Below are 13,608 nucleotides of genomic sequence, written 5' to 3'. Positions count from 1 at the left end.
AAGTATCAGCGGAAATTTCCGTTGATACTTTTTCATGCCTATGAAAGTATTCTTCAAATATCCGTTACTCGCTGTATTATCCATTGTAACTGTTCTTTTTGTTCTTTTTCAGTGTAAAACGGACAAACACCAGCCCATCACTGAGGATCTGAGTGCTGTAAAAAGTGAAATAGCCAAAAACAATGCTTCTTTTGAAAAACAGATCCATGAACTCATCGTTGTTGTCTCAAAGAATACCGATGAAAAGACAATCCAGAAAAAATTTGAGGAACTAAGAATCACCTATAAAAAAATGGAATGGGCAGTTGAATACTTCCTGCCGAATTCAGCAAGGTTTATCAATGGTCCTGCCCTTTCTGAAATTGAAATGGACGAGCATACCGAACTGGAACCGGAAGGTCTTCAAGTTCTGGAAGAGCTATTTTACCCTTACATTCCTGAAAACAAGGAAGAGTCCATCCGGTTTCTGAAGAAGCTGATCAATAAAAGCAATACCATTAAAACCAACTTCCAGGCGATTTCCATCAGTAAAGATCAGGTTTTCGATGCTGCAAGACAGGAAATTTTCAGGATTTCAAGTTTAGGAATTTCAAGTTTTGATACGCCGATATCAGGAACATTTTTAAAAGAAATGCCCTATTCCTTAGAAGCTGTTCAACTGACTTTACAACAGATTTCTACGGATCAGTCAAAAGATAAGGCCCTGAAAAGTATTAACGAGGCCATCAATTCAGCAATCGTTACCCTGAAAAAAAATACGGACAGAAATACGTTTGACTATGTTAATTTCATTCCGGATCATTTGAATACAATTTCTTCTTTACTCCTGGAATTTAAAAAACAGGAAAACATTCCGGACATTGAGGTCACCACTGCTTTAAGTAAAAATGCAGCTACTTTTTTCTCGAAAAATGCTTTCAATCCCAATGCATTTATTCCTGGGAAAGAATTTGCATTCTCTGATGAAAAGGCAGCTTTGGGTAAAAAACTCTTTAACGACAAAATTCTGTCCAACAGCAACAACAGAAGCTGTGCTACATGTCATAATCCAGAAAAAGCTTTCACAGACGGGCTTGCCAAATCTATGTCACTTGACCATGCAGAACTGCAGCGAAATACACCTTCTCTGAATTATGCAGGGTTTCAGCACGGACAGTTCTGGGATATGCGAAAAGATGATCTTGAAGGTCAAAGTTCAGATGTGATCTCCAACAAAGAAGAAATGCATGGCGACCTGAATGTTATTTTGGGTAAAATTAATCAGGATCCGATATATCTTCCGGCATTCAAAAAGATTTATAAAACCCCGAAAGCTGAGACCTGGCAGCTTCAGAATGTCCTGGCGACTTACATCCGTTCTTTAGCAAAATTCAATTCTGATTTTGACCGATACATGAGTGGAAACCGTTCTTCAATGACGGAAAATCAGAAACAGGGATTCAATCTTTTTGTAGGAAAAGCGCAGTGTGCTTTGTGCCACTTCATTCCTTTGTTTAACGGAACCGTTCCCCCGAATTTCAAAAAAACGGAACAGGAAGTATTGGGAACAGCTGTGAATGGAGAGAATAAGATGTTTGATCAGGATCTGGGAAGAGGAAAATTCCATGAAACTGTGGCAGCATTACAGCATTCATTTAAAACGCCTACCCTGAGAAACATCAGCAAAACCGCTCCCTACATGCATAACGGAGGGTATAAAACACTGAAAGAGGTGATGAATTTTTATAATAAAGGCGGAGGAAAAGGTTTCGGTTTTAAAGTAGATCATCAGACGCTTTCTGACAGCCCACTGCAACTGACAGATCAGGAAATAGATAAGATCATCGACTTTATGGGTGCACTGGATGATCAATAAAATGTCTTTATTTTTACAATCTCCTTTTACTTGATTTTTCTATCTGAAACTTAGATGAAATCAATGTATTAACAAATCATAAAAACTTTCTCAACACAAGAAATATTACTACTTTTGATCTAGTTTTTACATGAAAAGGTTTTTAGTCTTACTGTATTTGTTAATGTCTTTCTTTGGTTACGCCCAATCAAAGATCAGGGTCATTGACGAAAATGATCAAAAACCCATCTCCAACGCCAAGATTTCCTGTGATGGAAAAGTGCTGGGATTTACAGATATCCAGGGCACATTGGAGTTTAAAGCCTCATGCAGTACCATTGATATCCAGGCAGAAAAATACGAGAACGAAACCGCAGCAGTAGAAGCGGATATGGAAGTTACTCTGCTGAAAAAGGCTTCAAAAACTACTGATATTGAAGAAGTCGTTATTGAAGACCGAAGCGATCCCAGAGCGATTGAAATCCTAAAAAAAGTAAACAAGCTTTTTAAAAACAATTCACCGAAAAGTTTAGATTCCTACACGTTCAAATCCTATGAAAAAATGTCTATGGACATTGATCAGGACAGTATTACACAGTTCAATAAGTTCTTCAATGACACCCAGTTTTTCAAGAAAAAAAGGGAAAAGGATTCATTAAATAACATCTCTGCCAAACAGATCTTTTCAAAAAGTAAACTCTTCCTGTGGGAAAGAGCTCAGGAGTTTTTATATTCTAAACAATACGGAGAAAAGGTCAATATCCTGGACAACAGAATTTCCGGCCTCAAACAGCCGATCTACGAAATGATCGCCATCCAGCAGAGCAACAGAGACAAAGTTCCAAACCAGATCAAGCAGGAAAACAGAGGACTTTACCGCTTTTTCCTTTCGGATACCATTGAAGTAAGCGGCAGAAAAACTTTTGTCATCCGTTTCCGTGAGGTGAATTATAAAAAACCGGATAAAAGGAGGAAATATAATGGTGCCATCTATGTAGACACCGAGACCTACGGGATTCAAAAGATTGAAAATTTCAGCAAGAACAAAAACGACGGTATCATCACAAGTACCTGGGTTTTCTACAATAATAAATGGTTTCTGTCCCAGGAAAAGGTAAAACTCAGAATGAGCAGAGTGGCCATGGAAGAGGAAAACAAAGAAAAAACGGAAGAACATCCTGAGAAGAAAGACAGGACCAGTTTCGGAACGTATGCTTTCCTGACTTCTACCTATTTTGATTTCAAATCGCCGGTTGAGGAGAATCGTAATGATTTTAAAGGCTATACTTTTTCGGTGAAAAATGCCGACGGGCATCTTCTGGATCAGTACAGAACGGATCCTCTTACAGAAAGGGAAAAAAACACTTACAAAACGATTGACAGCTTAGGCAAAAAGTATAATATTGACAACAAAGCAAAAATCCTGACAGGTCTTATCAATGGGCAAATCAGGGCGGGTATTGTAGATTTTGCCGTAGATGAAATTGTGAATTACAACTTGTATGAAGGCTTCAGACTTGGTTTAAAAGCTAAACTGAACGAAACATTTAATCCTTATTTTTCACCGGATTATTATTTTGCCTACGGTTTTAAGGATGATCAATGGAAATACGGAATTGGTCTTGATATGAAGACGACGCTGGATAAAAATTCATTTTTCAGAATTGAATATTATAATGATGTGACGGCATCGGGAGAATTTTACAGAAGGCTGTGGAATTTTAAGATGCGGATGATGAATTACGGAAATAACATCAACAACGATAAATACTATCATTTCAGAGGAGCCTCGCTTTCTTATCTGAATGATGTAACGAATGGACTGACATTAGTTTTTGCAGCCAAAAGAAATATTGAGGAAGCTAAGTTTGATTACGAATTCAGAGGAAAAGGCGGTGAATTTGATAATTTTAATACCTTATTTACTCTAAAATATTCCCCTAACTCCACGAATATCATGACGCCTCAGGGAAAATCGATCATCGATCAGAAATATCCTGAGCTGTATTTCAATTACGAGCAGAGCTACAAAGTTTTGGATGGAGATTTTAATTATACCCGTTTTGACGCCCTGTTTGTCCACAATTTTAAGACGATGCTCGGAACTACCGGATTCAGACTTTACGGAGGAGTGGTATTGGGAGAAGCTCCTATCTGGAAGCATTTTACGATGAACGGACTGGCTTCCCCGAGTAAAGATTTTAATTTTAACCTTACTTCTTACCTTGGTTTTGCCACGCTGGAGGGTGGAAAGTATTACAATGATAAATTTATTGCCTACTACTTCACCCACAAACTTCCTTTATATTTCAAAAGCTTCGGACAGAATATTTCGAGCTTTGATTTTGTATTAAGAGGAACCATCGGAGATATGAAGCATCCGGAATACCATGAGTTCAGATTCAGAAAGCTGGATCACCTGTATCAGGAAGTGGGTCTTGAATGGAATAACTTTCTGTCAAGCTATTTCAATTTAGGGTTGTTTTACAGAGTCGGATACTATACCACACCCAATTTCAAACAGAATTTTGCCATTCAGTTTAAGCTGAAACTATTAGAATTTTAAACAACATTTTTAAATACATAAAAAACGAAACATGCAGAGAATAGAAATAAAAGCGGAACAGTTTTTTGAATTATTAAGACTGAAAGATACCCCGATGTGGGAAATTTTCGCACAGATGATCGATGGTAATGAAAAGGAAATTATATTTCTTGACAATGAAGATAAAGTCCTTTTTAATTATGTCCTTCCGGCCGACAAAGAAAAACTGGAGGAAGACAGAAAGGAGTTTTCAAAACAGTTCTCAGATAAATTGGCTAACTTCAATTAAAAATCTGATGAATAAAAATTACATATTCTCTATACTCAGTATTCTCCTGTTCAGTCTTGGGAATGCTCAAAACTATAAAAAACCGCTGGTTTCTGCCATCAAAGAAACCGATCTCAGAAAAGACATGTATGAACTGGCAGCCGATCAGTTCTGGGGTCGTGAAGCAGGAACTTTGGATGAATTAAAAGTGTCGATGTGGCTGGCCGATAAAGCCAAAGAAGCCGGAATGAAGCCCGCGGGTGACAACGGTACATTTTTTCAGTTTTTTGATATGTACAGGCATCAGGTAATTCCTCAGAGCAATCTGAAAATCGGAAACAGCAGTCTGAAACTATGGAAAGATTTCCTTGTTGCAGAACCCGTTAATGCCTCAATTGATGCTGAGATTGTATACGCCGGAAATGCAGAACCCGAAGAGCTTTCCAAATTAAATATCAAAGGAAAAGTTCTTGCCGTCAATGCCTCTGATAAAAACATAGACAAGGAGATGACACTTTTTGTAAGAAGATATCCCGGTTTTGTAAGAACAAAATATTACAACAAAGCTCTTGAACTGGGCGCAAAAGCCGTGATTTTCATCACCGATGATATTTCCGAGAAAAGCTGGGTTGAAGTTCTTCCTCAAATGACAAGAGGAACCTACGGCGTAGAAGGTCTGAGAGAAAAAATAACGGATAATATTCCTGTTTTATGGATCAAAAGAGAAAATGCAAACTGGGTAAAAAACAACCCTAAAATGGCTCTGAACCTCATCACAGAAACCTACAAATATCCTTCTGTAAACATCATCGGAAAAATTGAAGGTACAGATCCTGCCCTTAAAGAAGAATACGTTTTGTTAAGCGGTCATCAAGATCACGACGGAATCAGACATCCCGTAAAAAATGACACCATCTATAACGGTGCCGACGATAACGCCAGTACATGCGTTGCAATGCTTGCCATGGCCAGAGCCTATAAAAAGCAACCCGGAAAAAGAAGTATTCTGTTTGTTTTCCATGGAGCGGAAGAAAGAGGATTACTTGGTTCCAGATGGCATGCCGCTCACCCAGTTGTTCCAAAAGAAAAGATTGTAGCTGTACTAAACGGTGATATGATCGGCAGAAACGACAATAATGAAGCCGCTCTTCTGGGAGGAAATACCCCGCATAAAAACTCTGAAGAATTGGTTAAAATGGCTGAGGATGCCAATAATGAAAGTACAAAATTCAAATACTTGAAAGACTGGGATTCTCCAAATCACGCTGAGTATTTCTATTTTAGAAGTGACCATTTACCATATGCAAAAATCGGGATTCCAGCAGTGTTTTTCACCAGCGTACTGCATGATCAGTACCACACACCTCAGGATGAATCTGAAAATATCAATTACAAAAAGCTGTATAAAATGACGGAATGGATGTACAGGACATCCTGGAAAGTAGCCAATGAGGCTGAACGTCCGAAAGTAATTTCTAATTTTACGCTTGAGAGATAAATGAAAGTATCGGCGGCCCTCCGGGCCGCCGATACTCTTTTTTGTCATTGCGAGGAGCGCAGCGACGAAGCAATCTCTTCAACAGCATTAAATTGTATCGTAGATAAAATCCTTGCGCCTTAACAACACATCGTATGAAAAAAAATTAGCGTCTTTGCGAAACCCAACACCATTTCACACAGCATCTTAAATAAGCAAATTCATCAAAGACGGATCATTATTCAGGTAATTGACAAAAAAATCATACTTCTTCATATTATTAAGCAGCGGAGTGAAATCTTCACTATCTCTCAATCCGATCCCTAAAACCGCAATCCCTTTCTCTTTTGAATTTTTTTGCGTGTATTCAAAAAAAGTGATGTCATCATTCGGTCCTAAAACATTCATGACAAAAGTTTTCAAGGCTCCCGGACGCTGTGCAAATCTAACGAGGAAATAATGCTTTAAACCCGCATGAAGAAGAGCTTTTTCTTTGATCTCTTCCATTCTCGTAATATCATTATTGCTTCCGCTGATGATACAGACTACATTTTTTCCTTTTATCTGATCTTTATATTTCCCGAGTGCAGCTACGGAAAGAGCTCCCGCAGGTTCCACAACCACAGCATCTTTATTGTAGAGGGAAAGAATGGTTTCGCACACCATTCCTTCATCTACTAAAGCCATATCGTACAGCACGTTTTTACAGAGTTCGAAATTAAGATCTCCTACTTTCTGTACAGCAGCTCCATCCACAAAACGGCTTATTTTCTCAAGAAGCACCGGTTGTCCTTTTTCCAGTGCTTTTTTCATACTTGCCGCTGCAGAAGGTTCTACCCCTATAATCTTCGTGTGTGGTGACAGTTCCTTGAATACAGAACAAACGCCCGCAGCCAGACCACCACCACCAACCGGAAGAAAAAGATAATCAATAGGCTCATCCGACTGCTCAAGAATCTCCAGTGCTGCTGTAGCCTGCCCATTAATAATATCCTGATCATCAAACGGGTGAATAAATATTCCCTGATTCTCTTTGCAGAACTTCAGTGCGGCATCTTTAGCTTCATCGAAAGTATCCCCGTAAAGCACAATATCAATATCATCCCCTCCAAACATTTTCACCTGTTCCAGCTTTTGTCCCGGCGTGGGCAAAGGCATAAAAATGGTACCTTTCACTTTCATGGTGCTGCATGCAAAAGCCACTCCCTGAGCATGATTCCCTGCACTGGCACAAACCACCCCTTTTGCAAGGTTTTCAGGAGACATCACCGCCATTTTATTGTAAGCGCCCCTGATTTTGTAGGACCTCACCTGCTGCAGATCTTCTCTTTTAAAGCTAATCTTTGCATTATAAATACCTGAGAGATGATTATTGATCGCCAAAGGGGTTCTTACCACTACATTTCTGAGTCTTTTTGCTGCTTTATAGACATTGTCCAAAACAGAAGGATACGTTTCTTCCATTGTTATATTTCCTGATTAATTGTTCTCTGGTCTGAGACTGCGGACCGTCTTGCCGGCTCTCCACATTTCGCTTTCTCTAAGCTCAGTCAGTTCTACTTCCAGTTTTTCTCTGTAATCGTGTTTGCTGTTGCTGTCGATGGAACGCTGGGCTTCATCTCCTTTCGCAACGCTCTCATATAATTCTTCAAATAAAGGAGAAGTGGCGTCTCTGAAACGTTTCCACCAGTCCAGTGCTCCTCTTTGTGCTGTGGTGCTACAGTTCGCATACATCCAATCCATTCCGTTTTCTGCAACCAAAGGCATTAATGATTGGGTTAATTCTTCAACGGTTTCGTTAAATGCTTCAGAAGGACTGTGTCCGTTTTTCCTCAATACATCATATTGAGCGGCAAATATTCCCTGTACGGCACCCATCAAAGTTCCTCTTTCTCCTGCAAGATCACTGAATACTTCTTTTTTAAAGTCTGTTTCAAATAAATAACCGCTTCCAATAGCTATTCCCAATGCAGTTACTCTTTCTCTTGCTTTTCCTGTAGCATCCTGATATACCGCAAAACTGCTGTTCAGTCCGCGATCCTGAAGAAACATTCTTCTCAATGACGTTCCTGATCCTTTCGGAGCAACAAGAAATACATCAACCTCAGCCGGAGGAATAATTCCCGTACGTTCATTAAAGGTAATTCCGAAGCCGTGAGAAAAATACAGGGCTTTTCCAGGGGTAAGATGCTGTTTCACTTTTGGCCAGTATTCAATCTGGGCTGCATCACTCAAGAGATAGCAAATAATCGTTCCTTTTTGCAAAGCTTCTTCTATTTCGAATAAGGTTTCTCCCGGTACAAATCCATCTGCTACAGCCTTATCCCATGATTTTGAATTTTTTCTCTGGCCCACAATCACATTGATTCCGTTGTCTTTCTGGTTAAGTGCCTGTCCCGGTCCCTGTACGCCATAGCCGATTACTGCTACGATCTCATCTTTTAATACTTCCTGAGCTTTATCTAATGGGAACTCCTCTCTTGTTACTACATTTTCCTCTACTCCGCCAAAATTCAATTTTGCCATTTTCTTTAATTTTTATATTTGTTAATGATATTTTTTGATTGTTTTTCTAATTAGCTTGCGTGTGCCGCTACGGTCAGGTATGGATTTTTATGGTAATGAACCTCCAAAACATCTACCTGTTTTTCCATCTGCCGGGTGATCTTCTGTACAGATTCTTCAGTTTCTCTGATGACGATCACAAACTTTTTTACTTTTTCAATATCGGAAGGCCCTGCATTAAAATTCACAATGGAAACTCTCCTCCTTGAAAAAATAGCATTAATCCTGCCGATCAGCCCCAGATAATCTTCTGTGTAGGCCGTTATGGTGTATTCCCTGTTTTCTGAATTCATCTTTTTATATTTTATATTATTATGTCTTATTGTTGGTCAGTACGATCTCTGAAACGCTTTTTCCCTGGGGAATCATAGGAAAAACATTATGCTCTTTCCCGGTCATGACTTCTAACAGGAAAGCGCCCTGATGATGAAGCATTTCATTAAGTCCAGCTTCCAGTTCTTCCCTCTCCACTACTTTTCTTCCCGGAATTTTATATCCTTTAGCTACCTGCACAAAATCCGGACTCTGAATATCTACCGAGGAATATCTTTCTTCGTGAAAAAGTTCCTGCCACTGTCTTACCATTCCCAGATAGCAGTTATTAAGAATCAAAATTTTGATATCCGGCTGATACTGCATCAATGTTCCCAATTCCTGGATATTCATTTGGGCTCCACCATCTCCCATCACTGCGATAACAGGACGGTTGGTGACTCCATAAGCGGCTCCTATTGCGGCTGGAAGACAGAATCCCATGGTTCCCAATCCTCCGCTGGTAATATTGCTTCTGGAATGTTTAAAACTTGAATATCTGCAGGTAGCCATCTGGTGCTGCCCTACATCGGTTACAATTACGGCTTCTCCCTGAGTCATTTCATTTAAATGTCGAATCACTTCTCCCATCGTAATTTCTCCTTCTAAAGGATAGAGTTCGTGGCTGATCAGTTGATTATGCTCAATTTCATAGCAATCTTTAAACTTTTGGTGCCAGTCTCTATGTGTTCCTGGTTCTATCAGCTGTGTCAGAAGAGGTAATGTTTCTTTGCAGTTTCCAAGAATCGGAACTTCAACTTTTACATTTTTATTGATCTCTGCTTTGTCAATGTCCAGATGAATGATACTCGCCTGTTTCGCATACTGATCCAGTCTTCCGGTCACACGGTCATCAAAGCGCATTCCCACTGCAATCAGAACATCACATTCGTTGGTAAGGATGTTGGGACCGTAGTTTCCATGCATTCCTACCATTCCTACAGCCTGTGGATGATCCGTCGGGATGGCACTCATTCCCAAAACCGTCCATGCTACCGGAATTCCTGATTTCTCAGCAAACTGTAAAAATTCCTTCTCAGCTTTCCCTAGCATAATTCCCTGTCCGGCAATGATGAATGGTCTTTTTGCATGATTGATCAGAAAAGAAGCTTTTTCAATAGCATCCATATGGGGAACAGGATCCGGTCTGTAACTTCTCAAAGAATCACAGGGTGTGTAACCTCTATTAAACACCTTTTGCAGCTGGGCGTTTTTCGTAACATCAATCAATACCGGGCCTGGTCTTCCAGATCTTGCGATATAGAATGCTTTGCCCAATACTTCGGAAAGTTCATCCGCATCGGTGACCTGATAATTCCACTTGGTAACGGGGCTCGTCACATTCATAACATCGATTTCCTGAAACGCATCGGTTCCCAAAAGATGATCAAAAACCTGTCCCGTAATGCATACAATGGGTGTATTATCCAACAGGGCATCCGCTAATCCTGTAACAAGATTGGTGGCTCCCGGACCACTTGTCGCTAATACCACTCCCACTTCTCCGGATACTCTGGCAAGCCCCTGTGCTGCATGGACTGCTCCCTGCTCATGACGGACCAGAATATGTTCCAACTGATCTTTATAGTCGTAAAGTGCGTCATAAATGGGGATAATGGCGCCACCCGGATACCCGAAAATGGTTTTTACCCCTTCCTGAAGAAATGCTTCAAGGATGATCCGGCTGCCGCTGATTTCTGTTTCTGTGGATACATTTAGATTCTTCATTGTCTTTTTATTGAGTGATTTCATCTGTTACACAGCCTTCTGCGGCTGATGATACGGTGAGTGCATATTTGTACAGCAATCCTTTTTTTACTTTAAGTTCAGGTTTTTGCCATCCTTTTTTTCGCTGTTCGATTTCTTCTTCAGATACTTTGAGCTGTATGGTGTTATTTACTGCGTCGATTTCAATGAGGTCATTGTCTTTCACAAAAGCAATCAGCCCGCCTTCATAAGCTTCCGGAGTGATGTGCCCTACTACAAAACCATGAGTTCCGCCACTGAATCTTCCATCAGTAATCAAAGCTACACTTCCGCCCAGTCCTGCTCCAATCAGCGCGCTGGTAGGTTTCAGCATTTCCGGCATTCCCGGTGCGCCTTTTGGGCCTTCATGACGGATGACAATAACGTCTCCATGCTGAACTCTTCCGTTTTCAATCCCTTTGATCAGGTCTTTTTCTCCATCGAATACCCTTGCTTTTCCTGAAAATTTTTCGCCTTCTTTCCCTGTGATTTTCGCAACACTCCCTTTCTCAGCGAGGTTTCCGTACAATATTCTTAAATGTCCAGTTTCTTTGATCGGATTTGATAAAGGTCTGATGATCTTTTGCTTTGTAAAATCAAGACCCGGTACATTTTCAAGATTTTCAGCGATGGTTTTTCCGGTAACCGTTAAACAGTCGCCATGCAATAAACCTTCTTCCAGTAAGTATTTCATGACAGCAGGTGTTCCTCCATGGTTATGTAGATCCTGCATCAGGTATTTTCCACTGGGTTTAAGGTCTGCCAGTACCGGCGTGATGTCACTCATCTTCTGGAAATCATCCTGAGTTACGGAAATGCCTACGCTTTTCGCCATTGCTATAAAATGCAGAACGGCATTGGTACTGCCTCCAAGAATGATGATCAGGCGAAGCGCATTTTCAAAAGCTTTTCGCGTCATGATATCTGAAGGTTTGATGTCTCTTTCCAGTAATATTTTAATGTATTTTCCTGCCTCCAGACATTCATTCTGCTTTTCATCACTTAGCGCAGGATTGGAAGATGAATACGGAAGGCTCATTCCTAAAGCTTCTATGGCTGAAGACATGGTGTTGGCCGTATACATTCCACCACATGCTCCTGCTCCCGGACAGGAATTTTTAATCACTCCGTTGAAATCTTCTTCTGAAATTTCTCCGGCAATTTTCTTCCCTAAAGCTTCGAATGCCGAAACGATATTAAGCGGTTCATTTTTATAACATCCCGGCGCTATTGTTCCTCCATACACCATGATGGATGGTCTGTCCAGTCTTCCCATGGCAATAATGGTTCCCGGCATATTTTTGTCACAGCCCGGTAATGCAATAATTCCGTCATAATACTGGGCTCCGCAGATGGCTTCGATACTGTCTGCAATCACATCGCGGCTTACCAGTGAATACCGCATTCCGTCTGTTCCATTACTCATCCCGTCGCTTACGCCTATAGTATTGAATATTAATCCCGCAAGACCATGGTTCCAGGTTCCTTTTTTTACCACTTTAGCCAGGTCATTAAGGTGCATATTGCAGGTATTTCCGTCATATCCCATACTGGCAATACCGATCTGGGCCTTGTGCATATCTTCTTCTGTAAAGCCTATTCCGTAAAGCATTGCTTTTGCTGCGGGCTGTTCGCTGTTTTGTGTGAATGTTTTTGAATATTTATTTAACATATTATCCTGCATTTGCTGTTCTTATCCTCTCTGTGTGTATCAATAATTTCATTTTTTTTGGAATTCATCACTGAAGCTTTTCCTTAATTTTGGTCCAAAACTACAGCTTGTAATCTCTTTTTTATTTTCACTTTTACGAAAACTACAATATTCAATTGTTTGAAAAACAGATGTATTTAACTGATTACTAAATATTTAAGTTCTTTAAATTTACAATGACAGAACTCTTACCAGTTTCTGATAGGCCTGCTGTACTTTTCCACTTGCCGTATCTTCCCAGTTTTTGGTAAAAGGAACATCATCCAAAGAATCCAACGCTACAATCTCAGCTGCCGTACCACAGAAGAAAGCGGCATCAGCTCCTCTCATTTCTTCAGGCTTAAAGAAGGTTTCTTTAACGGGAATATTCAGTTCACTGCATATTTCAAACACCGTCTGTCTTGTGATTCCCGGCAGTATGCTTCCTTTGGCGGGTGTGAATAATGTTCCGCCTTTTTCGTAGAATATATTGGCACCTGAGCTTTCAGCGACATTTCCGTTTTCATCAAGTAAGAGGGCTTCGTCATAGCCTTTGTCTTTGGCATCCTGACAGGCCAGAATAGAATTGACGTAATGTCCGCCTACTTTGGCTTCTACTTTAAAAGCATTTGGATTTGGGCGTTGAAAACCGGAGGTCATGATTTTCATTTTGTCTGCGAGATAGCCGTTGCTCCATTCCCAGGCAAGCAGAGAGAGGTAGGATTTTTGTCCTTTTGAAAGGGACATATTGGGCGAACAGGTTACCAACGGGCGGATATAAGCATCTTTGAATCCGTTACGCTCCAAAAGTTCATAGGTAAGATCCGTCAGTTCACTTACTGAGTAATCAAACGGGATGTACATCAGTTCTGCTGATCTTTTCAGTCTTTCGTAATGTTCTTCTGCTTTAAAAATTTTGGTTCCATACTCGGTATTGTAGGATTTTATGCCTTCGAAAACGGAGTAACCGTAATGAAGTGATTGTCCGTAGAGATTCATTCCTGCTTCTTCTGCCTTGAGGAAGTTTCCATCAAAATACACGATCGTTTTGTCGTTGTAATACATTATTTAGGGTTTTAAAAATTAACAAATGGGTATAAAAAAAGCCCTCTCACGATGTGAGAGGGCTCAAATATGTACAGTCATACTCTATCCTTCTCACCAAAGCAAG

At 40.3% G+C, this 13,608-nt stretch carries 10 protein-coding genes; 4 read left to right on the top strand and 6 right to left on the bottom strand.

All coding sequences use genetic code 11. The features are described from left to right. Positions 1-40 precede the first annotated feature (40 nt). The 4 genes from BM143_RS09255 (at position 41) to BM143_RS09240 (ending at position 6,145) form a co-directional block, all read left to right on the top strand. Positions 41-1,855, top strand: coding sequence for a cytochrome-c peroxidase (locus tag BM143_RS09255; protein WP_090024218.1), 1,815 nt, complete (start codon positions 41-43; stop codon positions 1,853-1,855). Between the two features lie 130 nt (positions 1,856-1,985). Continuing rightward, complete coding sequence (locus tag BM143_RS09250; RefSeq protein ID WP_090024217.1) at positions 1,986-4,400, top strand: peptidase associated and DUF5686 domain-containing protein; 2,415 nt, start codon at positions 1,986-1,988, stop codon at positions 4,398-4,400. A 31-nt stretch (positions 4,401-4,431) separates the two neighbouring features. Further along, positions 4,432-4,668, top strand: coding sequence for a hypothetical protein (locus BM143_RS09245; RefSeq protein ID WP_090024216.1), 237 nt, complete (start codon positions 4,432-4,434; stop codon positions 4,666-4,668). Between the two features lie 7 nt (positions 4,669-4,675). Beyond that, positions 4,676-6,145, top strand: coding sequence for a M20/M25/M40 family metallo-hydrolase (locus BM143_RS09240; protein WP_090024215.1), 1,470 nt, complete (start codon positions 4,676-4,678; stop codon positions 6,143-6,145). Positions 6,146-6,331: 186 nt separating this feature from the next. Here the strand turns inward: BM143_RS09240 and ilvA are convergent, their stop codons facing one another. From ilvA to ilvE, 6 genes are all read right to left on the bottom strand, one after another. Then, positions 6,332-7,588, bottom strand: a complete 1,257-nt coding sequence (gene ilvA, locus BM143_RS09235; protein WP_090024214.1) for a threonine ammonia-lyase — start codon at positions 7,586-7,588, stop codon at positions 6,332-6,334. Between the two features lie 15 nt (positions 7,589-7,603). Continuing rightward, positions 7,604-8,650 carry a ketol-acid reductoisomerase gene (gene ilvC, locus BM143_RS09230; RefSeq protein WP_072922848.1) on the bottom strand — a complete coding sequence of 349 codons (1,047 nt, stop codon included), beginning with the start codon at positions 8,648-8,650 and terminating at the stop codon, positions 7,604-7,606. Between the two features lie 50 nt (positions 8,651-8,700). After that, the gene (locus BM143_RS09225; RefSeq protein WP_051891199.1) at positions 8,701-8,982 is read right to left on the bottom strand and encodes an ACT domain-containing protein; all 282 of its coding nucleotides are present in this window, start codon (positions 8,980-8,982) and stop codon (positions 8,701-8,703) included. Between the two features lie 19 nt (positions 8,983-9,001). Then, positions 9,002-10,729 carry a biosynthetic-type acetolactate synthase large subunit gene (ilvB, locus tag BM143_RS09220; protein WP_090024458.1) on the bottom strand — a complete coding sequence of 576 codons (1,728 nt, stop codon included), beginning with the start codon at positions 10,727-10,729 and terminating at the stop codon, positions 9,002-9,004. Positions 10,730-10,736: 7 nt separating this feature from the next. Further along, on the bottom strand, positions 10,737-12,419 hold the full coding sequence (gene ilvD / locus BM143_RS09215; protein ID WP_185116540.1) for a dihydroxy-acid dehydratase: 1,683 nt from the start codon (positions 12,417-12,419) through the stop codon (positions 10,737-10,739). Between the two features lie 210 nt (positions 12,420-12,629). Beyond that, positions 12,630-13,502: a branched-chain-amino-acid transaminase gene (gene ilvE / locus BM143_RS09210; RefSeq protein ID WP_090024212.1), complete on the bottom strand. Its 873-nt coding sequence runs from the start codon at positions 13,500-13,502 to the stop codon at positions 12,630-12,632. Positions 13,503-13,608: the final 106 nt, after the last annotated feature.

This window comes from Chryseobacterium oleae (assembly GCF_900115055.1).
Taxonomy (GTDB): domain Bacteria; phylum Bacteroidota; class Bacteroidia; order Flavobacteriales; family Weeksellaceae; genus Chryseobacterium; species Chryseobacterium oleae.
Note: the sequence above shows the minus strand (reverse complement) of the source record. Positions and strands in the feature narration are given on the sequence as shown.